The sequence below is a fragment of the Micromonospora sp. NPDC049801 genome (assembly GCF_040656575.1).
Classification (GTDB): domain Bacteria; phylum Actinomycetota; class Actinomycetes; order Mycobacteriales; family Micromonosporaceae; genus Micromonospora.
The window spans coordinates 34,419-57,106 of record NZ_JBFAMS010000018.1; the positions used below are offsets into that span (position 1 = coordinate 34,419).

General features: G+C 73.3%; 19 protein-coding genes. 12 read left to right on the forward strand and 7 right to left on the reverse strand.

The features are described 5' to 3' along the window. Positions 1–351: 351 nt before the first annotated feature. The gene (locus AB0I89_RS27785) at positions 352–858 is read left to right on the forward strand and encodes an inorganic diphosphatase (RefSeq protein ID WP_355052506.1); all 507 of its coding nucleotides are present in this window, start codon (positions 352–354) and stop codon (positions 856–858) included. A gap of 31 nt (positions 859–889) precedes the next feature. On the opposite strand, the gene eccD is transcribed toward AB0I89_RS27785, so the two are convergent. Continuing rightward, complete coding sequence (gene eccD, locus AB0I89_RS27790) at positions 890–2,293, reverse strand: type VII secretion integral membrane protein EccD (protein WP_357132803.1); 1,404 nt, start codon at positions 2,291–2,293, stop codon at positions 890–892. A 101-nt stretch (positions 2,294–2,394) separates the two neighbouring features. Here eccD and eccCa point away from each other — a divergent pair, with 101 nt between their 5' ends. The 4 genes from eccCa (at position 2,395) to AB0I89_RS27810 (ending at position 9,361) form a co-directional block, all read left to right on the forward strand. Further along, positions 2,395–6,378: a type VII secretion protein EccCa gene (eccCa, locus tag AB0I89_RS27795; protein WP_357132805.1), complete on the forward strand. Its 3,984-nt coding sequence runs from the start codon at positions 2,395–2,397 to the stop codon at positions 6,376–6,378. Between the two features lie 74 nt (positions 6,379–6,452). After that, entirely contained in the window at positions 6,453–7,784 is a 1,332-nt protein-coding gene (mycP, locus tag AB0I89_RS27800) for a type VII secretion-associated serine protease mycosin (RefSeq protein WP_357132807.1), read from the forward strand. Positions 7,785–7,836: 52 nt separating this feature from the next. Next, positions 7,837–8,628 (forward strand): phosphatase PAP2 family protein, encoded by a 792-nt coding sequence (locus AB0I89_RS27805; RefSeq protein WP_357132809.1) that lies wholly within the window; start codon positions 7,837–7,839, stop codon positions 8,626–8,628. Between the two features lie 37 nt (positions 8,629–8,665). Next, positions 8,666–9,361: a phosphatase PAP2 family protein gene (locus AB0I89_RS27810; protein ID WP_357132811.1), complete on the forward strand. Its 696-nt coding sequence runs from the start codon at positions 8,666–8,668 to the stop codon at positions 9,359–9,361. Positions 9,362–9,374: 13 nt separating this feature from the next. Here the strand turns inward: AB0I89_RS27810 and AB0I89_RS27815 are convergent, their stop codons facing one another. The 6 genes from AB0I89_RS27815 to AB0I89_RS27840 form a co-directional block, all read right to left on the reverse strand. Continuing rightward, on the reverse strand, positions 9,375–10,553 hold the full coding sequence (locus tag AB0I89_RS27815) for a MarP family serine protease (protein WP_357132813.1): 1,179 nt from the start codon (positions 10,551–10,553) through the stop codon (positions 9,375–9,377). 64 nt (positions 10,554–10,617) lie between these two features. Next, positions 10,618–11,310, reverse strand: a complete 693-nt coding sequence (locus AB0I89_RS27820) for a CoA pyrophosphatase (protein WP_355052513.1) — start codon at positions 11,308–11,310, stop codon at positions 10,618–10,620. Then, entirely contained in the window at positions 11,307–11,951 is a 645-nt protein-coding gene (locus tag AB0I89_RS27825; protein ID WP_357132969.1) for a TlpA disulfide reductase family protein, read from the reverse strand. Before AB0I89_RS27825 ends, AB0I89_RS27820 begins: the two co-directional genes overlap by 4 nt. A gap of 5 nt (positions 11,952–11,956) precedes the next feature. Then, a complete protein-coding gene (nth, locus tag AB0I89_RS27830) occupies positions 11,957–12,745 on the reverse strand; it encodes an endonuclease III (RefSeq protein WP_357132816.1) in 789 nt (262 codons plus the stop codon). Between the two features lie 40 nt (positions 12,746–12,785). Next, a complete protein-coding gene (locus AB0I89_RS27835; protein ID WP_357132818.1) occupies positions 12,786–13,964 on the reverse strand; it encodes a CapA family protein in 1,179 nt (392 codons plus the stop codon). Positions 13,965–14,020: 56 nt separating this feature from the next. Next, complete coding sequence (locus AB0I89_RS27840) at positions 14,021–14,683, reverse strand: adenosylcobinamide amidohydrolase (protein WP_357132820.1); 663 nt, start codon at positions 14,681–14,683, stop codon at positions 14,021–14,023. Positions 14,684–14,826: 143 nt separating this feature from the next. Here AB0I89_RS27840 and AB0I89_RS27845 point away from each other — a divergent pair, with 143 nt between their 5' ends. The 7 genes from AB0I89_RS27845 to AB0I89_RS27875 all read left to right on the forward strand — a co-directional run bounded on the left by AB0I89_RS27845 (position 14,827) and on the right by AB0I89_RS27875 (position 22,685). Further along, positions 14,827–15,504 (forward strand): Crp/Fnr family transcriptional regulator, encoded by a 678-nt coding sequence (locus tag AB0I89_RS27845; RefSeq protein WP_007466162.1) that lies wholly within the window; start codon positions 14,827–14,829, stop codon positions 15,502–15,504. A gap of 122 nt (positions 15,505–15,626) precedes the next feature. Beyond that, complete coding sequence (locus tag AB0I89_RS27850; protein WP_357132822.1) at positions 15,627–16,370, forward strand: metallophosphoesterase family protein; 744 nt, start codon at positions 15,627–15,629, stop codon at positions 16,368–16,370. Positions 16,371–16,793: 423 nt separating this feature from the next. Then, positions 16,794–17,399: a TetR/AcrR family transcriptional regulator gene (locus AB0I89_RS27855; RefSeq protein WP_357132824.1), complete on the forward strand. Its 606-nt coding sequence runs from the start codon at positions 16,794–16,796 to the stop codon at positions 17,397–17,399. Positions 17,400–17,435: 36 nt separating this feature from the next. Beyond that, complete coding sequence (locus AB0I89_RS27860) at positions 17,436–18,233, forward strand: TIGR03084 family metal-binding protein (protein WP_357132826.1); 798 nt, start codon at positions 17,436–17,438, stop codon at positions 18,231–18,233. Further along, positions 18,230–19,894: an acyclic terpene utilization AtuA family protein gene (locus AB0I89_RS27865; protein ID WP_357132828.1), complete on the forward strand. Its 1,665-nt coding sequence runs from the start codon at positions 18,230–18,232 to the stop codon at positions 19,892–19,894. Before AB0I89_RS27860 ends, AB0I89_RS27865 begins: the two co-directional genes overlap by 4 nt. Then, complete coding sequence (locus AB0I89_RS27870) at positions 19,891–21,087, forward strand: acyl-CoA dehydrogenase family protein (protein ID WP_357132830.1); 1,197 nt, start codon at positions 19,891–19,893, stop codon at positions 21,085–21,087. Before AB0I89_RS27865 ends, AB0I89_RS27870 begins: the two co-directional genes overlap by 4 nt. Next, a complete protein-coding gene (locus AB0I89_RS27875; RefSeq protein WP_357132833.1) occupies positions 21,084–22,685 on the forward strand; it encodes a carboxyl transferase domain-containing protein in 1,602 nt (533 codons plus the stop codon). Before AB0I89_RS27870 ends, AB0I89_RS27875 begins: the two co-directional genes overlap by 4 nt. Positions 22,686–22,688: the final 3 nt, after the last annotated feature.

Here is a 22,688-nt window from a genome sequence, read left to right on the forward strand (position 1 = left end):
CGTTGTTCGGTCCCGCCGGGGCCGAGCCGGACGGACGCCACGGCAGCGGCGGTGGCCGCTCGGGAACCGACTCCTCGGGGACTCGGGGGAAGTGCGCGTCCGGCACCGGGACCCTTCCGGTCGCGCCACCGGAGCCGGATCGTCCGGTACCGCCTCTGACGCCCTCGTCCGGACGGTAGTGTGAATCTTCCCTCCCCACGACCCCCTCCTCCCCCAACGAAAATCGGCTTGGGTGACACTACTTCGGTCCGAAGACTATGCGGCGGCCGGAGTCGGCGGGTGGGCATTCACCTGTCCGGAGGGCCGCCAGTGGTTCCGTTAGCCAGCGTGGGCAGACGAGGGAGCGTGCAGATGGATTTCGACGTGACGGTTGAGATCCCGAAAGGTCACCGCAACAAGTACGAGGTGGACCACAAGACCGGCCGGATCCGGCTGGACCGCACCCTGTTCACGTCCACCCAGTACCCGGCCGACTACGGCTTCATCGAGGACACGCTGGGCGAGGACGGCGACCCGCTGGACGCGCTCGTGCTGGTCCCCGAGCCGACCTTCCCGGGCTGCCTCATCCGCTGCCGGACCATCGGCATGTTCCGGATGACCGACGAGAAGGGCGGCGACGACAAGGTCCTCTGCGTCCCCTACGAGGACCCTCGTCAGGAGCACCTGCGCGACATCCACCACCTGGGCGAGTTCGACCGCCTGGAGATCCAGCACTTCTTCGAGGTGTACAAGGACCTGGAGCCCGGCAAGTCGGTCGAGGGCGCGACCTGGGTCGGCCGCACCGAGGCCGAGGCCGAGATCCGCGCCTCCTACCAGCGGGCGCGCGACGCCGAGGCGCGCGGCGAGTCCACCCACTGACGTACGACGACCGGCCGGGCCCGGGAGCTGCTCACCCGAGCAGTCCCCGGGCCTTGTCGTACAGGTCGAGCACCGCGCAGGCGACCGGCACCACGGCGACCACCAGGGCCGTGTCGGTGAGGTCCGCGACCCGCCCGAGGTACGGCGAGACCGGTCGCCGGGCGTACCCGGTGCCGGCGGCCACGGTCACCAGGCCCAGCGCCGCCCCGCCGAGGACCAGCGCCAGGCGGCCGGTGTCGTCGGCCCGGTCGACCAGCACCGCGCCCAGCACCGCGTAGCCGACGAGCCCGGCGAGCACCGTCGGCACCCGGTGCCGCAGCGCCACGAACAGCCGCGAGCGCAGCAGCAGCACGGCCGAGACCACCGCCACCAGCGCCGGGCCGGCCGTCCCACCAGCCACCCCGAGTACGACAGCGGCCCCGACCGCCAGCACCGCGTGCCCGAGCAGCATCCCGGTGAGCATCTCCTCGGTGCGGGTGACCGCCGCCTGCACCCGACCCCGGTCCGGTAGGTCCCCGGGCCGCTCCGGCTCGGCGGCGGACGGGGTGGCCGGCAGGGTGATCGGCGGCAGTGGCAGCTTGCCGAGCCGGATGGCCAGCAGCGGGATCGCCCCGATGGCGAAGACCAGTGCGCTGAGCAGCACCGCCGCCGTGCCGGCGGGGGTCAGCGGCAGCGCGCCGAGCGCCGCGCCGGCACCGAGCAGGCCGACCGTGACGCCGGCCACGAAGATCCGCTGTCGGCTCGCCACCCCGAGCAGCCCGACCAGCGCCACGAGCAGCAGCGCCACCGAGCCGGCCAGCAGTTCGGCCGCGCCGACCCAGCGCACCGGCACGAGCGGGCCGACCGGGTCACCCGAGCCGACCGCGAGGGCACCGGCTACGAAGGCGTACGGAAGCGCGTACCCGCCGAGCGTCGCGCCGGCCGCGCCGTCGCCGTTGGCACGGCTGGCGACCGTACCGGCCACGGTGAGCAGCAGCGCCACCGCCGCCGCCGCGACCCAGCCGCTGCTCGACGTCGGGCCGCTGGCGAGCAGGGCGAGCAGCCCGACGGCGAGCGGTACGGCGGCGCCGGCCAGACCGGCGACCCGGGTGGCGGCGGGTGACCAGGCTCCGCCACGTCGCCGGGCGCCGTCGGCGATCGCCTCCACGACGTCGTCGTACTCCAGCTCGGGCCAGTGGGCGCGGGCCGGCACCAGGTGCAGCACCTCGCCGTCGCGGACGCCCTGCGGCAGCAGCGCCTGCGCGGTCGCCAGCAGCGCCCCGTCGGTGCGGCGCAGCACCCAGCCGCCGTGCCGTTCCCCGTCGTCGGCCAGTCCCTCGCCGGCGTGCCGGAGCACGTCGGGCAGCAGCTCGGCCAGGGGGACCTGCTCCGGCAGGGCGACGTCCACCCGCCGCTGGGGGGCGCTGATGGTGACGCGGGCCAGTCCGGTTGTCATCGACCGGTCTCCATATCGAACGGCATCGGAGGCTGCGGGGACGACAGGACTTTACCTACCATGAGCCAGGCTCGGGTTACCCAGCGCAGTCAGGAGGCCGAGTGTCCACCGTCGTCATCAAGCGCCCACCGCGTCGGCCAGCGCCGGAGATCCCCGTCGGCGAGCTGCCCGTCGACGCGCCGCCGGAGATTCCGGCGGTGGCCGGCGGCCGGTGGCAGCAGGCGTTGATGGTGCTGCCCATGCTCGGCGGCACGGTGGCGATGGCGATGATGTTCGGGCGGGGCGGCGGGGCGTACTCGTACGTCGTGGGCGGCATGTTCGGGCTCTCCTCGCTCGCGATGCTGGTGACCACCTGGGGCAGCGCCTCGGGCACCCCGAAGAAGTCCGAGATGATGGCGGCTCGCCGCGAGTACCTGCGCCACCTGGCGACGCTGCGCCGTCGGGTCCGGCAGACCGCCGGACAGCAGCGCGCGGGTCTGTACTACCGCCACCCCGACCCGGGCCGACTGTGGTCGACCGTGGACAGCCGCCGGGTCTGGGAACGCCGCCCCGGCGACCCGGACTTCGCCGTGGTTCGCGTCGCCGTCGGGCCGCAGACGCTGGCCACCCCGCTGGTGCCGCCGGTCACCCGGCCGCTCGAGGAGCTGGAGCCGATGACGGCCGGCGCGCTGCGCCGCTTCCTGGACGCGTACTCGGTGGTGCCGGAGCTGCCGGTGGCGCTGTCCCTGCGCAGCTTCGCCCGGGTGCACGTGCGCAGCGCCGCCGGCAGCGGCCCGACCACCGGCGGGCCACCCACGCCCACCGGCGACCCGGCGGCGCAGGCCCTGACCCGGGCCGTGCTGATCCAGCTGGCCGTCTTCCACGCGCCCGACGAGCTGCTGATCGCGGTCTGCGCCGGCCCCGAACGCCGTGCCGCCTGGGAGTGGGTGAAGTGGCTTCCACACGCGCACCACCCCGGACGCACGGACGCGCTCGGACCCGCCCGGCTGGTGACCTCGTCGGGCGCGGAGCTGGAGCGGCTGCTCGCCGACGTGGTGGCCAGCCGCTCCCGGTTCAGCCCGGCCGGTCCGGCCACCGACGGCCCGCACGTGGTGGTGGTCCTCGACGGCGGTGACCTGACCGGCGCCACCGACCTGACCGGCGACGGTGGCATCGACGCGGTCACCGTGCTCGACCTGGAGACGCCACCGCCGCGCCTGCTCGACCGGTACGCGCTGCTGCTCGAGCTGCGCGGCCGGCGGCTGCACTCGTGGTCGGTCGAGGGGCACGCCGAGGTGGGCAGCGCCGACCACCTCGACCTCGCCGACGCCGAGGCCGTCGCCCGACGGCTCGCGCCACTGCGGCTGGCCGGCACGGCCCGCGGCCCGGACGCCCCACTGGAGATCGAGTTGGGCCTACCGGAGCTGCTCGGCCTCGGCGACCCGGAGAGCTTCACCGCCGAGCAGGGTTGGACGCCGCGCGCGCCCCGGGACCGGCTGCGGGTGCCGATCGGGGTGGGCGTCGACGGTGGCGCCATCGAACTGGACCTCAAGGAGTCCGCCCAGGACGGGATGGGTCCGCACGGTCTACTCATCGGGGCCACCGGGTCGGGCAAGTCCGAGCTGCTCCGCACCCTCGTGCTGGGGCTGGCCGCGACGCACAGCTCCGAGCAGCTCAACTTCGTCCTGGTCGACTTCAAGGGCGGGGCGACCTTCGCGCCGTTCGACCGGCTGCCGCACACCGCCGCCGTGATCACCAACCTGGCCGACGCGCTGCCCCTGGTGGACCGGATGGTCGACGCGATCAACGGCGAGCTGGTCCGCCGGCAGGAGCTGCTGCGCCGGGCCGGCAACTTCGCCAGCGTGCGCGACTACGAGCGGGCGCGAGCCGCCGGCAGCCCGCTCGCCCCACTGCCGTCGCTGCTGCTGATCTGCGACGAGTTCTCCGAACTGCTCTCCGCCAAGCCCGACTTCATCGACCTGTTCGTGCAGATCGGTCGGCTGGGTCGGTCGCTCGGCGTGCACCTGCTGCTCGCCAGCCAGCGCCTGGAGGAGGGCCGGTTGCGCGGGTTGGACACGCACCTGTCGTACCGGATCGGGTTGCGCACCTTCTCCGCGCTGGAGTCCCGCACGGTGCTCGGCGTGCCGGACGCCCACGAGCTGCCCCGCTCGCCGGGCCACGGCTACCTGCGCGCCGGTACCGATCCGTTGGCCCGGTTCAAGGCCGCGTACGTCTCGGGCGCCGTGCGCCGCCGGGCCGCCACGGCCGGCGTCCCGGCCGACGACGAAGCCCGCCTGCTCACGTTCACCACCCACGCCGTACCGCTGCCCGCGCCGACGACACCGGCCCTGCCCATGGTGGCCGAGGACGAGCCCGGCCGGGAAACCCTGCTCGACCTGCTGGTCGACCGGCTCGTCGGGCAGGGCCCGCCCGCGCACCAGGTGTGGCTCGCGCCGCTCGGTGATCCGCCGCCCCTGGACGAGTTGGTCGGCACGGTCGAGGTGGACCCGGCCCGCGGGCTCACCGTGGCAAACCCCGAGCTGCACGGAGCGCTGGGCGTGCCGGTGGCCGTCGTGGACCGGCCGTTGGAGCAGCGCCGGGACCTGCTCTGGCTGGCCCTGGACGGTGCGGCCGGGCACGTGGCGGTGGTCGGCGCTCCGCAGAGCGGCAAGTCCACGGCGCTGCGGACGCTGATCTGCGCGTTGGCGCTCACCCACACCCCGGCCGAGGCGCAGGTCTACTGCCTCGACTTCGGCGGTGGCGGCCTCGCGGCGCTACGCGACCTGCCGCACGTGGGCGGGGTGACCGGTCGCGCCGACCCGACCGCCGTACGACGCACCGTCGGCGAGCTGACCACACTCCTGGCCGACCGGGAGCGCCGCTTCGCCGAGTTGGGCGTGGAGTCGATGGCCACGTACCGGCGACGTCGGGCCGCGACGGCGACGACCGATCAGCCGGATGCCGACCCGTACGGCGACGTCTTCCTAGTGGTGGACGGATGGAGCACGCTGCGCAGCGAGTACGACGACCTGGAACCGCTGGTCACCGACCTGGCGACCCGTGGTCTGTCGTACGGGCTGCACGTGGTCGCCACGGCCCTGCGCTGGCTGGACTTCCGCCCGGCGATCCGGGACCTGTTCGGCTCCCGGCTGGAGTTACGCCTTGGCGACCCGGCCGACTCCCTGGTCGCCCGGCGGGCCGCGGCGAACGTGCCGGAGCGTCCCGGCCGGGGGGTGACGGCCCAGAGCCTGCACTTCCTGACCGCGCTCCCGCGACTGGCGGGGCCGAGTGGGGGCACCGCCGAGCTGGTCGAGCGGATCACCGACAGCTGGCCCGGACCGGTGGCGCCTCCGGTCCGACTCCTCCCGCCGGTGCTGCCGTACGCCGATCTGGATCTCACCGCCACCACCGGGCTGCGGCTGCCGATCGGTGTCGCCGAGGCCGACCTACGGCCGGTGCACCTCGACTTCGCGGCCGAGCCGCACTTCGTGGTCTTCGGGGACGCCGAGTGCGGCAAGTCGTCGTTCCTGCGGGCGCTCGCCACGTCGATCACCACCCGGTTCACGCCGGAGGAGGCCCGGGTCATCCTGGTGGACTACCGGCGCAGCCTGCTCGGCGCGATCGAGACACCGCACCTCATCGGCTACGGCACCGCGGCCGCGCACACCGCGGACCTGGTCGAGTCGGCCGCCGGTTACCTGCAGCGGCGGGCGCCGGGGCCGGAGGTCACGCCGCAGCAGTTGCGCGATCGCTCGTGGTGGTCGGGGCCGGAACTGTTCGTGCTGGTCGACGACTACGACCTGGTGGCGACCGGGCCGGCGAACCCGTTGCGGGCGCTGGAGGAGCATCTGCCGCACGCCCGCGACGTCGGCCTGCACCTGGTGCTGGCCCGCCGTTCCGGCGGCGCGGGTCGGGCCCAGTACGAGCCGATCGTGCAGCGGCTGCGGGAACTCTCCACCGCCGGACTGGTGATGGCGGGCAGTCCGGAGGAGGGCGCGCTCGTCGGGCCGGTACGACCCGGGCCGCTGCCAGCGGGCCGTGGTCGGTTGGTCACCCGGCGAGAAGGCGTACGCCTCGTTCAGCTCGCACATTTGCCGCCACCGTGACCTGTCTCCGCGGTTCCCCCCGTGACGCGTGGGGAAACCGGTAATCTCCGATCGTCATGGTTCCGTCGGGATGAATGGCAGTGGATGTGACTGGGGTTCGGCACAGCGCTCCGGCGGTGGCCCGGCGGGCCGGCCGGGCGCTGCTCGGCATGGCGGCGCTGGCCGCTGTCGCGGTTCCGAGCGCCGCACCCGTCGCCGCGCCGAGCAGCGGCGGGCAGCTCGCCGGCGCGTCGGCCGCGTTCGCCCCCGGTGACAGCGTCTCGCGCACCGACCAGGTTCGTGACGAGCAGTGGCAGCTCGACGAGCTGCGGGCCGACACGGCCTGGCGCACCTCGACCGGTCGGGGCGTGACCGTCGCCGTGGTCGACTCCGGCGTGGACGCGAACCATCCCGACCTGGCCGGTCAGGTGCTGCCCGGGCTCGACCTGGTCGGACCGGCCGGCGGAGCCGGTCCCGATCCGGTGGGCCACGGCACCACGGTCGCCGGTCTGATCGCCGGGCGCAACGACGACAAGCGGGGCGTGGTCGGCCTGGCACCGGATGCCCGGATCCTGCCGGTACGCGTGCTGGACGAACGTAACAAGTACGACGACGCGCTGATCGTCGCCAAGGGCGTCCGGTGGGCGGTCGACCACGGCGCCCGGGTGATCAACCTGTCGCTGGGCGGCAGTGGCGACAGCCCGGCCCTGGCCGCGGCCCTGGACTACGCGTTCGTCCGCGACGTGGTGGTGGTCGCCTGCACCGGCAACCTGGCCACGTCGACCGACTCCAAGCCCTGGTATCCGTCTCGCGAGCCGGGCGTCATCGCGGTCGCCGGGTTGGAGCGCAACAGCGACAACCTGTGGTCCGGGTCGATCACCGGTCGGGCGACGGTGCTCACCGCTCCGGCCACCGGCCTGGTCGGCGCCCGTCCGACCGACGGGTACTGGCGGGTGCAGGGCACCAGCTTCGCCGCGCCGCTGGTGGCCGCCACCGCCGCGCTGGTCCGGTCCCGCTACCCGGACATGCCCGCCGGCCAGGTGGTCAACCGGCTCGTGGTCACCGCCCGGGACATCGGCCCGACCGGCCGGGACGACCGGTTCGGGTACGGGGTGGTCGACCCGGTGGCCGCGCTGACCGCGGATGTCCCGCCCGTCGCCGCCAACCCGCTGGACGATCAGACCTCGCCCGGCGTGGTCGGCTTCGGGCCGGCGCCCGGTTCGGGCGACGACGACCCGGTGAGCGGCGCCGGCAGCGACCCGCTCGGCTTCACCGCTCCCCGGCAGCAGACGGGGTGGACGGCACGACCGGCGGGCGTGCCGGCCGAATCCGCGCCGGAGCGACTGTGGACCGGCGCCGTGCTCTTCGCCGCTCTGGTCACCGGCGCGGCGCTGATGGTGCGCCGGTTCCGCCAGCGCGCTCGCTGAACGACGCACCGGGCAGGCCTGATTGCCCGGCGGGTGGGGTAGAACCGACCGCATGAGTACGCCCGCCACCCGTACCCTCGCCACCGACCGACGCCCGTCCTGGGGGCGGCGTCGCCTCGACCCGGACCACTCGCTGGGGCTGCGGCTGACCCTGGCGGCGACGGCGGCGTTCCTGGTGCTGGTGCCGTTCGCCCTGCTCGCGCTGCTGGTGCTCGGAGCGTGGGCGCCGCTGCACCGGCTGGACTCGACGGTCACCGACGCGCTGCACGAGCACGCGGTGGACCATCCGGCCTGGGTCGTGCTGATGCGGGTGTGGAGCGAGGTGTTCGCGCCGATGCCGCTGCGGGTCGTCGTACTGCTGGTGGTGATCTGGCTGGTGCGCCGACAGGCCCGCCGGTTGGCCCTCTGGGCGACCACCACCATGGTCGTCGGCGGACTGATGGGCCCGCTGCTCAAGCTGCTCGTCGGCCGGGACCGGCCCGAACTGCTCGACCCGGTGGCGCGGGCCGCCGGCTACTCGTTCCCCTCCGGGCACGCGCTGAACGCCACCCTGGCCGCCGGCGTGCTGCTGCTGGTGTTCCTGCCGTACGTCCGGCGCGGGGCCGCGCAGGTCGCGCTCTGGGTCGCCGCGTTGCTGGTCACGCTGGTGACCGGGCTGAGCAGGGTGGTGCTCGGCGTGCACTTCGCCAGCGACGTGCTCGGCGGTTGCCTGCTCGGCGTGGCGGTGGTCGCGGCGACCACCGCAGCGTTCACCAGTTGGCGGGCGCACACGGGCCTCCGGCCGGTGCGGCCGACCCGTGACGGCGTCGCGCCGGAGGTCGAGCGGCAGCCCGACGCGACCTGAGGCGTGACGAGGACGCCGACCGGGTATTGGCCGGCTCATGTCCGACACCGTGGTCCAGATCGTCCGGCGGGTGCTGCTGCCGGTGTCCCTCCTGTTCGGCGTCATGGTGCTGCTCGGGGTGCTGGTCACCCGTGTCTTGAACCGAACCTGGCCGTTCACCGTCGAGGACGCGGTCAACCGGGAGTTCGCCGGTGACCGCACCGGCGGCTGGAACGACGTCTCGCTGGTGTTCAGCACCCTCGCCAGCACTCAGATGATCGTCGTGGTCACCGTGCTGGCGGCGCTGGCGCTGCGGCTCTGGCTGAAGCGCTGGCGGGAGCCCTTGTTCCTGTGCGCGGCCGTGACCGCCCAGGCGCTGGTGTTCCTGCTGACCACGATGGTGATCGACCGGCAGCGGCCCGCCGTGGAGCACATGGACACCTCACCGCCCACGTCGAGCTTCCCCTCCGGGCACACCTCGGCGGCGGTCGCCCTCTACGTCGGCATCGCGGTGCTGATGGCCCTGCGGGCGCGCAGCACCGGCGCGAAGGTCGCCTGGTGGACGCTGCTGCTGATGGTGCCGGTGGGCGTGGCGCTGACCCGCATGTACCGGGGGATGCACCACCCGAGCGACGTGACGGCGTCCTTCCTCAACGGCGGCGCCTGCGTCGCGATCATGGCGCGGGCGATCCTGGACCGGGGACTGCGCTGGGGACGCGCGAAGCTGCCGCTCGCCGAGCCGGCCCGCACCTGATCCGGTACGGCGCTCAGGTGCACTCGCCGGTGGCGACGGCCCGGTTGCGCTCGGCACCGGCCAACGCCACCGGGCGGGCCTCGGCGGCGGTCACTGCGAAACCGGTGTTGGGGTCGTCGGCCGCCGCCGCGAAGATGACACCGAGCACCAGGCCGTTGGCCGACAGCAGCGGGCCGCCCGAGTTGCCGCTGCGCACCAGGGCCCGAATCGTGTAGATCTCCCGGGTGACGTCCCCGGAGGAGTAGATGTCCGGGCCCTTGATCCGGTCGACGTCACGGACCCGGGCGGACTGCGCGTTGTACGGCCCGTCGAGCGGGAAGCCGAGCACGATGGCGTCCGAGCCGCTGCCCGCGTTGCCGGCGGCGAACCGCAGCGACGGGCCGGGAAGCCCCGGCACCAACAGCACGGCCAGGTCCCGGTTGGGGTCGTACACCACCACCTGGCCGTCGTACCGCTCGCCGCCCAGCTCCACGGCCACCGAACGGGTGCCGGCGACCACGTGCGCGTTGGTCATGACCCGGTCGTCGGCGTACACGAAGCCGGAGCCCTCGATCCGACGCGAGCAGCTCGGCGCGGAGCCGAGCACCTTGACCACCGAACGCTGACCGTTGACCACCACCTGGGAGCCCGCGAGCGCCGGGTCGGGCGGCTCGACCTGCCGGGCCCGGGTGGGCGCGAGGCCACCGAAGACGTCCGGGAAACCGTCGGTGTCGACGGTGTCCTCCAACGCGGTCGAGAGCCGGTGTGCCTCCTCCGGCAGGATCCCGTTCACCACGCTGATCAGCGCGCTGTTGCGTACCGAGGCGGCGAGCCAGGGCACCGACGACGATCCGAGCGGTACGGCGACCAGCCAGGCCAGCAGGAGCACCGCGAACAGCGAGACGAAGGCCCCACCGACGTCGTCGATGCGCCGACCCACGTCGCTGGTGATCGTCTTGCGCAGGTGCGAGCCGAGCCAGCCGGCGAGCGCCTGCCCGATCACCGCCAACCCGAAGATCGCCACCAGTGAGATCAGCACCCGGGTGCCGGCGTCGACGAACTGCCGGGCGAACAGCGGCCCTAGTTGCAGGCCGAGCAGGAGACCCAGGAAGAAGCCGGACAGCGAGGTGATGCCGATGACAAAACCTTGACGGTATCCGCTGATCGCGAACACGAGCATGAGCAGCAGCAGGACGAGATCCACGACGGACACGGGGTCCAGCGTACGGGCACCGCGCCCACCTGATGACCATCGCTTGCGGAAGGTGACCGGGTGGTCAGCGCAGGGCGGTCTCGTCGACCTCGTCGGTGCCGGCCGACGGCGCGGGAGTGGCGCCCGTGGGCGGCAGGTCGACGAGCCGGCCGGGCGACCACGGGCGGGCCCAGCCGCCCATTTCGAGCAGGGCCGCCAACACCCCGGCGGTGAAGCCCCAGACGAGCATGCCGCGCGACGAGAACGCCGGCCCCACCCAGCCGCTGGGGTGGCGGACCCGCAGCCGGTTGGCCGGGTCGACCAGTTCGCGGATCGGCAGTCGTGCCACGTGGGCCACCTCGGCGGGCTCCCGGGGGTGCACCGGATGCGGGTCGTGCCACCAGGCCAGCACCGGGGTGACCACGAAGTCGCTGACCGGAATCCACAGCTTCGGCAGCTCGGCCAGCACGGTCACGCTGGCCGGGTCGAGCCCGACCTCCTCGTTGGCCTCGCGAAGCGCGGTGGCGCGGGCGTCGGCGTCCTCCGGGTCGGCCGCCCCGCCCGGAAAGGCTGGCTGGCCGGCATGGTTACGCAGGGTCGCGGCCCGTTGCAGGATCAGCACGTCCGGTCCGGTGTCGGGCTGCTCACCGAGCAGCACCAGCACGGCGCTCTCCCGGCCACCCTCGGCGGGGGTGGTGAGGCGGGTGAAGTCCTCGACGCGGGCCGTGCCCAGTCGACTCAGCAGCGGGTCGATCCAGCCGGGCGGTCGACGGGTCACGCCGCCACGCCCAGGTGCTGGCGTACCAGCGTGGTGAGCGAGGCGTCGTCGAGGGCTCCGGTGGCGTCGATGTGCCGGATCCGACCCCCCGCGTCGACGAAGAGGGTCAGCGGGAAGGCGTTGCGCCTCAGTTCCCGTTGCAGCGCGTCACCCTGGTCGACGAGGATCGGAAACCGTACGCCGAAGTCCTCGCCGATGGACTGGGCGCCGCTCCGGCTGTCGCGGGTGTTGACCCCGACGACCTGGAGCCGACCGGCGGTCCGCTCGCTGAGCCGCTGAAAGGCCGGCAGTTCCTTGCGGCACGGCCCGCACCAGGAGGCCCACACGTTGATCACGGCTGGCCCGGCCACGTCCCGCAGCGCGACCGGCGCGCCGCCGGTGAAGCAGGCCAGGGTCAGCGCGGGCAACTCCTGCCCGTCCACAGCCGCAGTGGTCGCGGCCGGCGGGGTGGAGACAGCCCCGGGGCTGGGTGTCGGTGCCGCATTCAACGTGCCGCAGTCCCGGAAGGGCGACGGTCGTTCGGCGGCGGCGGCCGACTTGGGTGCGGGGTCGTCGGCCGGGCTGGCGGTGCAACCGCCGACGAACAGCGCGAGCGGCACGGCGAGCAGGGCGAGCCGCCGGGTGGCCGCACCCGTGAGCAGGCGGTTCACGGCACCTCCGCGGCGACCGCCTGCGGCGGCACCAGATCCGGGTCGACCCCGGCCGCCACGGCCAGGTCACGCGCCCGGGGGCCCTTGAGCAGCTTGGCGGCGGCGGCCGGCTCGGTCGGGCCGGTGCCGTACGAGGGGCAGAGCTTCGCGAGCGTGCACGCCCCGCAGGCCGGTTTGCGGGCGTGGCAGACCCGCCGCCCGTGGAAGATGATCCGGTGCGACAGCATCGTCCAGTCGCGCTTGGGGTACAGCGCGCCGATCGCGTGCTCGATCTTGACCGGGTCGGTCTCGGTGGTCAGTCGCCACCGGTGCACCAGCCGCTGGAAGTGCGTGTCGACGGTGATACCGGGCACGTCGAAGGCGTTGCCGAGGATGACGTTGGCGGTCTTGCGGCCGATCCCGGGGAGCGTCACCAGGTCGGCGAGCCGGCCGGGAACCTGGCCGTCGTACCTGTCGACGAGGGCCTGCCCGAGTTTGAGCAGCGAGTCCGTCTTGTTGCGGTAGAACCCGGTGGGCCGGATCAGCTCCTCCATCTCGCCCCGGTCGGCGCCGGCGTACGCGGCGGCGTCCGGGTAGCGGGCGAAGAGCTTCGGGGTGACCTCGTTGACCTTCTTGTCGGTGCACTGGGCGGACAGGATGGTGGCGACGGACAGCTCCAGCGCGTTGGAGTGGTCCAGCTCGCAGTGCGCGTCGGGGTGCGTCTCGGTCAGCACCCGGCCGATCTTGCGGGCGCGGCGGGTGCGCCCGAGGTCGGTCTCGCTGGCGCCGGGAGGGCTACTGGTCACGACGGTCAGCCTACGTCGCGCCCCGGACGTTCCTCCCGGGTCAACCGCCGGTCGGCGCGGTGATCCTGCCCTGCCCGTCGAGCCGGGCCCCGCTCCTGGGGAAGTCGGTTCGGCTCAGCTCGGTGACGAGCCCCAGGCCCCGGTCGTCCGGGTCCATCGTCGGCTTGCCGGCCGAGTTCATGTACGTGGAGGTGAACGAGCCGCCGCTCCAGCTCCCGTTGGGTTTGAGCGACACCTTCAGCACACCGCCCCAGCCCAGCCGGCCGGCGTTGCTCAGTGAGTTGCCGCCGCCGGCGAAGTTGCCCAGGCTGTACGCGATCAGCCGCCCCTGGTAGAACTCCATGCCCCGCAGCACGTGCGGCCCGTGCCCGACGATCAGGTCCGCGCCCGCGTCGATCATGGCGTGGGAGAATTTGACCGGATCGCCCCGGTTCTCGCCCAGGAACAGCTCGGTGCCCGGCTTGACCCGGGTCTTGTCCGCTCCCTCGCCACCCATGTGCACCTGCACCACGACCAGATCGGCGAGGGTGGCCGCCTTCGCGACCACCGTCTTGGCCTTGGCGATGTCGACCAGGCTGTTGGACCAGACGTACGAGGAGAAGCCGGCCACGGCGACCTTGACGCCCTTGACGTCGACCACGGTGATCTCGTCCGGCGCGCCGGTGTGCTCCAGGTCGTACTTCTCCAGCGCCTGCTGCGTGTTCTGGTAGCCCTTCGGCCCGTAGTCGTAACCGTGGTTGTTGGCCTGGTTGAGCACCCGGAACCCGGCGTCACGCAGGTGCGCCGCGTACTCGGGCGGCGCACGGAACTGGAAGCAGCGGGTGGAGTTGGCCCCGCACTTGCCGGCACCGGTGTCCACCGTCAGCGGCTCCTCCAGGTTGCCCATGACCAGGTCGGCCTTGAGCGCCCCGGTGACCGAGTCGAAGAATCCCTTGCCACCGGCGGCGGGCAGCCGACCGGGCGCGTTGCCCATGATGATGTCGCCGGTCGCGGAGAGCGAGATGACGCCGCCCCCGTTGGCGGCCGTCGCGCCGCCGCTGGCCTTCGGGCCGGCCGTGTTCAGCGGCGCGCCCGTGCCACCGCCACCGGCGCCGGGCTGCCACACCGGGGCGTCCCCGCTGTCGGCGCAGCCGGCGACGAGCAGGGCGGCCAGCAGCGCCGCGAGGCCGGCGGTGACGCGGCGAAACGGGCGGGACGCGAAAGGGGCAGTAGCGTACATCGCCCGCGACCCTACCGACCTCGGAACGCGCCGACGAGGGCCGATCGGTCGGAAGTTCAGCCGGTCAGCCGGTCTGACCAGGGCACGACCGGCCGTTCGCCGCCCGCGCGCACGGCGGCGTGGACGGCTCGGGCCAACGGGGCGCCCCACATCGAACGTGGCCCCCCGTACGCGGCCTCCGGCCCGTCCACCGGGCAGAGCACGGTGACCGCGTCGGTGGGGGTACCCGTCCCGGGCAGTCCCAGCTCCCCGATCGCCTGGGTCTTCGCCTCGGTGGCGGTGGCGACGGCGTTGACCAGCGCCGAGTCGGCGAGCCGGGCCGGCACGTACACCACGATGTTGACCGTGCCCACCCGCTGGCTGAGCGCTCCCGTGGCCGGCGCGGCGGCGGGCACCGGTGTGCCGAGCCCGACGGTCGCCCACGCCCGCACCCCGGTGTCCGTCCGGGTCACCACCTCGGTCACGTCGACGCCGGTCAGCAGACCCACCCCGGGCCCGTCCAGGGCCAGGTCCGCGGCGAGTGCGGCCAGGTGCGCGGCGGGGTCTTCCCGGTCGTACGACATGGGCACGGTCGCGTTCAGCACCCACCGCCGGATGCCGACGCCACCACCCAGCGGGCCGCTGCTGACCGCCCGCAGGGGCCCGTCGGCCCGCCAGACGAGCAGCGGTACGTTTCGCCCGCCCTCGACGCGGCTGGTCAGAATCGGGTCCCTCAGCACGTCGGGCAGGTTACGCCCACCGATCAAGTTTCCAGGGGCGACCTCTGATTCGTGCTCACGTGCGCCTAGACTTGGCGGCGCGCGAGGGGATCAGCGGACGGCGGCCCCGGCCGACGGACGGCACGCGCAACCGGAGGTGCGCAATGGACGAGGTACTGGCCCGCAGCGGGATCTTCCAGGGTGTCGACCCGGAAGCTGCCGAGGCGCTCGCCAAGGAGATGGAGACGATCGAGGTCCGCAAGGGCGAGATCGTCTTCAATGAGGGCGAGCCCGGTGACAGCCTCTACATCCTGCTGTCCGGGAAGATCAAGGTCGGCCGCCGGGCGGCGGACGGCCGGCAGAACCTGATCGCGGTGATGGGCCCGTCGGACATGGTCGGCGAGCTGTCGCTCTTCGACCCGGGTCCGCGTACGGCGACCGCCACCGCGGTGACCGACACCCGGCTGGTACGGCTGCGCAAGCAGGCGCTGCGGCCGTGGCTCAACAACCGCCCGGAGATCGCCGAGCAGCTGCTCCGGGTGCTCGCCCGGCGGCTGCGCCGGACCAACGACTCGCTCGCCGACCTGATCTTCACGGACGTGCCGGGCCGGGTGGCGAAGAACCTGCTCCAGATGGCCGGCCGCTTCGGCACCCGCGACGGCGGCGTCCTGCGCGTGACCCACGACCTCACCCAGGAGGAGATCGCCCAGCTCGTCGGCGCCTCCCGGGAGACGGTCAACAAGGCGCTTGCCGACTTCGCCTCGCGCGGCTGGCTGCGGCTGGACGGCAAGAGCATCATCATCCTGGACCCGGAGCGTCTGGCCCGCCGCGCCCGCGTCTGAGACATCGGTACGTCCCCGCCCTCCGTCCCCGACGGCAAGGCGGGGACGTATCTGTCTGCCCGTTTGTCTGCCCGGCGCAGAATCGCTGGGTCGGGACGGCTGGCGGGGTGAAGTGTGGGGCCATGCTGAACCGGGTCGCCGTGCTCTCCGACATCCATGGTGTGCTGCCCGCGCTGGAGGCGGTGCTGGCCGAGCCGGACGTCGCCGCCGCCGACCTCATCGTGCTGACCGGCGACATCGCGGCCGGTCCGCAGCCGGTCGAGGTGCTGGACGTGCTCGCCGGGCTCGGTGACCGGGCCTGCTGGGTGGGCGGCAACTGCGAACGTGAGCTGGTCGAGGCGCGTGCGGGAAGCCCCGCCCCGATAGAGGTGTCGAACTGGGCCGCCGGCCAGCTTCGGGACGATCAGGTAGCCCGGCTGGCCGCGCTGCCCGCGACCGTGACGCTGGAGATCGACGGCCTGGGCCCGACGCTGTTCTGCCACGCGACTCCCCGCGACGACGAGGAGATGGTGCTCGTCGACTCCCGGATGGCGCGCTGGGCGGAGGTGTTCGCCGGTCTGCCGGCCGAGGTCTCCACGGTCGTCTGCGGTCACACCCACATGCCCTTCACCCGGCTGGTCGACCGACGGCTGGTCGTCAACGCGGGCAGCGTCGGCATGCCGTACGGGGGCGCGGGCGCGTGGTGGGCCCTGCTCGGGCCGGGCGTCCAGCTCCGCCGTACCGCCTTCGACGTGGACGCGGCCTGCGCCCGGGTGACGACGGAGTCGGGCTATCCGGACGCCGCCGCGTGGGCCGACGAGTACCTGCGCTCCCGCCACAGCGACGCCGACGCGCTCGCCGTCTTCGGCCCCCGCGACGGCCGCTGAACCGCACGGATCCGCCCGACGCCTACACGTTCGACCAGCCAGCCCTCGCCCCGGCACGGCCGGGTGATCGGTGGCGAGCAGGACCGCGGAGTAGGTGGTTGAGCCCTGTCGAGCTGCCCCGAATCTGGGGCAGGCGATTCGGGAGGCGACGCGACCCGCCTGCCCCATTCCTGGGGCAGCTCGACAGGGCCCAAGGAGAGCGGTGGGGCCGCCCGACAGACCGCGAGAACACCAGGTGAGAGCCGCCCGACAGGGCCCAAGGAGAGCGGTGGGGCCACTCGACAGACCGCAAGAACACCAGGTGAGAGCCGCTCGACAGAGCCCGCAGACCTCCGGTGGGAGCCGCCCCGGGCCACCGCTCGTCGCCTGGCGCCACAAAAAGTCAGTCTTGACTGTTTGTTTCCCAGGCCACAGGCTGTTCGCATGCCTCCCGCATCGACACGTGTTCCCCAGCAGGAGCGCAGTCGCGCCACCCGGGCCCGCCTGCTGAAGGCCACTGTCGACTGCCTCATCGAGCACGGCTGGTCCGGCACCACGACCACCGTCGTGGCCGCCCGGGCCGGCGTCTCGCGGGGTGCCCAGTTGCATCACTACCCCACGAAGGCCGCGCTGGTCACGGCCGCCGTGGCGCACCTGGCCGAACGCCGCGCCGACGAGCTGCGCACCGAGGCCGAGGCGTTGCCGGCCGGCCCGCAGCGACTGGATCGGGTGATCGATCTGCTCGGGGTGGCCTTCACCGGGCCGCTCTTCGTCGCCGCGCTCGAACTGTGGGTGGCGGCCCGCACCGACCGCGAGCTTCGCGACGCCCTCGTGCCGCTGGAGGCGACGGTCGGCCGGGAGATGCACCGGCTCACCGTCGCGCTGCTCGGGGTCGACGAGCGCCGACCTGGCGTCCGCGAGGCGGTGCAGGCCACCCTCGACCTGATGCGCGGGCTCGGAGTGGCCAACCTGCTCAGCGACGACTCGGCCCGTCGTACCGCCCTGCTCGTCACCTGGAAACGTCAGCTCGCCACCCTGCTCACGCCCTGACCCCGGCCATCGGGGCCCGCACCGACCGGAGGCACCATGGTCGACCTCAGTGACCTGCTCACGGATCTGACCGACGAGTGCGCCGACCTGGACGCGCTGGTCGCGCCGCTGTCCGTGGCCGACTGGGCCCGTCCGACCCCGGCGGCAGGCTGGACCATCTCGCACCAGATCGCCCACCTGGCCTGGACCGACCACGTCGCGCTGCTGGCCGCCACCGACGCCGAGGCGTTCTACGCGACGGTGACCGGAGCGCCGGACGTGACCCGACTGGTGGACGCCGGGGTCGACGAGTTCCTGGCACCCCCCGCCGACCTGCTGGCCCGCTGGCGGGCCGGCCGGGCCGCGCTCGTCGACGCACTGGCCGCCGTCCCGGCCGGCGACAAACTGCCCTGGTACGGCACCCGGATGTCGGCCACCTCGATGGCGACCGCGCGGATCATGGAGACGTGGGCGCACGGTGAGGACGTGGCCGATGCCCTCGGTGTCGTCCGTCCGGCCACCGACCGCCTCCGCCACGTGGCGCACCTCGGTGTGCGTACCCTCGGGCACGGGTTCACCGCCCACGGCCGTGCCGTACCAGCGTCGCCGGTCCGGGTCGAGCTGGCCGCGCCCGGCGGCGACACCTGGGTCTGGGGGCCGGCGGACGCCGCCGACCGGGTGAGCGGTCCGGCCCGGGACTTCTGTCTCCTGGTCACCCAGCGCCGGCACCGGGCGGATCTCGCCCTACGGCCCACCGGCCCGGTCGCCGACGAATGGCTCGACGTGGCCCAGGCCTTCGCCGGACCGCCGGGCGACGGCCGGACGCCAGCCAGCGGAGACGGGGTACGCCCGTGATCCGTATCGGCAACGCCTCCGGCTTCTACGGTGACCGGTTCACCGCCTGGCGGGAGATGCTCGACGGCGGCGAGCTGGACGTGCTGACCGGCGACTACCTGGCCGAGTTGACCATGCTGATCCTCGGTCGGGACCGGCTCCGCGACCCCGACCTCGGCTACGCGAAGACGTTCCTGCGCCAGGCGGAGACGTGCCTCGGCACGGCCCTCGACCGGGGGGTGCGGGTCGTGACCAACGCGGGCGGGTTGAACCCGGCCGGACTGGCCGCCGCCATCGAGGCGCTCGCCGGCCGCCTGGGCCTGGCGGTGCGGGTCGGGTACGTCGAGGGCGACGCCCTCCAACGGGCCGACGCGCTCACCGCGAACGCGTACCTGGGCGCGTTCGGGATCGCCGCCTGCCTCGACGCCGGGGCCGACGTGGTCGTGACGGGTCGGGTCACCGACGCGTCGCTGGTGGTGGGCCCGGCCATCGCGCGGTACGGGTGGAGTCGCGACGATCTCGACGAGCTGGCCGGGGCCACCGTCGCGGGGCACCTCCTCGAATGCGGCGCACAGGTCACCGGCGGCAACTTCAGCTTCTTCACCGAGCTGCCCGACGGCGGGCACCGGCCCGGATTCCCGATCGCCGAGGTGCGCCCCGACGGTTCCGCTGTGCTCACCAAGCATCCGGGCACCGGTGGCGCGGTCACCGTGGAGACCGTCACCGCCCAACTGTTGTACGAGGTCGGCGGGCCGGCGTACCTGGGGCCGGACGTGGTCACCCGGCTGGACACGGTGACCCTGCACCCCGACGGACCGGACCGGGTGCGCGTCACCGGCGTACGGGGTACCCCGCCGCCGCCCACGCTCAAGGTAGGCGTCAACAACCTCGGCGGCTTCCGGAACTCGATGACGTTCGTCCTGTGCGGCCTCGACATCGAGGCGAAGGCGGCCCTGGTACGGGGGCAGATCGCCGAGGCGGTCGGCAGTGCCGGGCTGGAGTTCACCCTCGCCCGCACCGACCACCCCGACGCCGCCGACACCGAGGCGGCCAGCGCCCTGCTGCACGTACACCTGCGCGACAGTGACCGGACGCGGGCCGGGCGGGTCTTCTCGGCCGCCGCCGTGGAGCTGGCACTGGCCTCGTACCCGGGTTGCACGCTGACCACCCTGCCGGGCGACGCGACCCCGTACGGCGTCTTCACCGCCGACACCGTGCCGCAGGACGAGGTAGCGCAGGTGGCGGTCCTGCCCGGCGGCGAACGGGTGTCGATCGCCCCGCCGGTCCGCACGGCCCCGATCGCGCCGGACGAGGCGGCGTCGGCTGGCGACGCGGCGGTCACCGGCCCGACCCGGCGCGGAGCGCTGGGTGAGCTGGTCGGCGCGCGCTCGGGCGACAAGGGCGGGGACGCCAACCTCGGCGTCTGGGCGCGCTCCGATGCCGGGTACGCGTGGCTGCGCGCCTGGTTGACCGTCGAGCGGCTGGCCGGGCTGCTGCCGGAGACGGCGCCGCTGGCCGTCCGGCGCTACGAGCTGCCGAACCTGCGCGCGGTGAACTTCGTGATCGAGGGCCTGCTCGGGGCCGGGGTCGCCGCGTCCGCCCGGTTCGACCCGCAGGCCAAGGCGCTCGGTGAGTTGCTCCGCGCGCGGATCGTCGACCTACCGGCGGAGGTCGCCCGATGAGCATCGTGGACACGCCGGAGCGTCGACAGCTCCGTGAGTTGACCCGGGCGTTCGTCACCCGGGAGGTGCTGCCGCACCTGGACGACTGGGAGCGGGCCGGCGAGGTCACCCGGGCCCTGCACGCCACGGCCGCGAAGCTGGGCCTGCTCGGCATCGGCTTTCCCGAGTCGGTCGGTGGCAGCGGCGGCGACCTGCTCGACTCGATCATCGTGACCGAGGAGCTGATCCGTTCCGGCGGATCGTCCGGGCTGGTCGCGGCCCTGTTCACGCACGGCATCGCGCTGCCGCACATGGTCGCCGCCGCCGGTGCCCGCACCGGCGGATCGTTTGGCGGTCGCCTCACTGGCGTCCCGTCCCCGGGTGACGACGGCCTGATCGAGCGGTACGTCCGACCCACCCTGGCCGGCACGATGATCGGCGCCCTGGCCATCACCGAGCCGGACGGCGGTTCGGACGTGGCCGGCATCCGCACGACCGCCCGCCGGGACGGCGACCGCTACGTGGTGAACGGGTCGAAGACCTACATCACCAGCGGTCACCGGGCCGACTTCGTGACCACGGCGGTGTGCACGGACTTCCCGGGAAGCGGCAACCTGACCCTGCTCGTGATCGACAAGGATTCGCCCGGGTTCACCGTGGGACGCCGGTTGGAGAAGTTGGGTTGGCACTGCTCGGACACCGCTGAGCTGTCCTTCGCGGATGTACGGGTGCCGGTGACCAACCGGATCGGCGCGGAGAACACCGGCTTCCTGGCGATCATGCAGCACTTCGCGGCGGAGCGGCTCTCGCTGGCGACGCAGGCGTACGCGACCGCGCAACGCTGTGTGGAGCTGGCGGTGCGCTGGTGCCGGGACCGGCAGACCTTCGGGCGTCCGCTGGTCGGCCGGCAGGTGGTCCGGCACCGGTTGGCCGAGATGCACACGCGGGCCGAGGCGGCCCGGTCGTACGTCCACGAGGTGGCCGCCCGGGTGGCTGCGGGCGAGCCCGTGGTGACCGAGGTGGCGATGGCGAAGAACGTGGCCGTGGCCGCCTGCGACCACGTCGTCGACCAGGCGTTGCAACTGCACGGTGGCTTCGGCTACCTGCGCGACGCCGAGGTGGAGCGGCACTACCGCGACGCGCGGATCCTCGGCATCGGCGGCGGCACCACCGAGATCATGAACGAGATCATCGCGAAGGGCATGGGCTTGTGACCATTCTGGACAGCGCGATCGACCCGGCCGCGCCCGGATCCGCGGCGAACCGGGCGGCCCTGGTGGAGCGGCTGGCCGAGTTGGACGCCGCGCTCGACCAGGCGCGCGCGGGCGGCGGCGAGAAGTACGTGTCGCGGCACCACGCACGCGGCAAGCTGCTGCCCCGGGAGCGGATCGAGTTGCTGGTCGACGCCGACAGTCCGTTCCTCGAACTGTCGCCGGTCGCCGCGTACGGCACGGACTTCCCGGTGGGGGCCAGCGTGGTCACCGGCATCGGGGTCGTCGAGGGCGTGGAGTGCCTGATCGTCGCCAACGATCCGACGGTACGCGGCGGCGCGGTCAATCCATGGTCCCTGGCGAAGACCCGGCGGGCCGGCGAGATCGCCCTGGCCAACCGGCTGCCCATGGTCAACCTGGTCGAGTCGGCCGGGGCGGACCTGCCCACGCAGGCGGAGATCTTCATTCCCGGCGGTCGGGTGTTCCGTGACCTGACCCGCCTCTCGGCAGCGGGCATCCCCACGGTCAGCGTGGTCTTCGGCAACGCGACGGCCGGTGGCGCGTACGTGCCCGGGATGTCGGATCACGTGATCATGATTCGGGACCGGTCACAGGTCTACCTGGCCGGGCCACCACTGGTGAAGATGGCGACCGGCGAGGTCACCGACGACGAGTCGCTGGGCGGCGCGGCGATGCACGCCGGCACGTCCGGGTTGGCCGACTACCTGGCCGAGGACGAGCGCGACGGCATCCGCCTGGCCCGTCAGTGCGTACGCCGGCTGAACTGGCGCAAGCGGGGTCCCGCGCCGCGGACGGCGGTGCCCCGGCCGCCGAAGTACGACCCGGAGGAGCTGCTGGGCATCGTCAGCTCCGATCTGAAGGTGCCGTTCGACCCGCGCGAGGTGCTGGCCCGCATCCTGGACGGCAGTGACTTCGACGAGTTCAAGCCGGCGTACGGGGACTCGCTGGTCACCGGCTGGGGCGAGCTGCACGGTTATCCGGTGGGCGTGCTGGCCAACGCGCGAGGGGTGCTGTTCAGCGCGGAGGCGCAGAAGGCGGCCCAGTTCATCCAGCTCGCCAACGCCTCCGACACCCCGTTGATCTTCCTACAGAACACCACCGGCTACATGGTCGGCACCGAGTACGAGCAGCGCGGCATCATCAAGCACGGCGCGCTGATGATCAATGCCGTGTCCAACTCGACGGTGCCGCACCTCACGGTGAACCTCGGGGCCTCGTACGGGGCCGGCAACTACGGCATGTGCGGTCGGGCGTACGAGCCGAGGTTCCTGTTCACCTGGCCGAACGCCAAGTCGGCGGTGATGGGTCCGGCACAGCTCGCCGGCGTGCTGTCGATCGTGGCCCGGCAGGCCGCCGCCGCCCGTGGACGTGACTACGACGAGGAGTCCGACGCGGCGATGCGGATGATGGTCGAGCAGCAGATCGAGTCGCAGTCGGGCGCGCTGTTCCTCTCCGGCCGGCTCTACGACGACGGGGTGATCGACCCTCGGGACACGCGTACCGTCCTCGGCCTCTGTCTATCGGCGATCCACAACGGACCGGTCAGGGGCGCCGACGGCTTCGGCGTCTTCCGGATGTAGAGG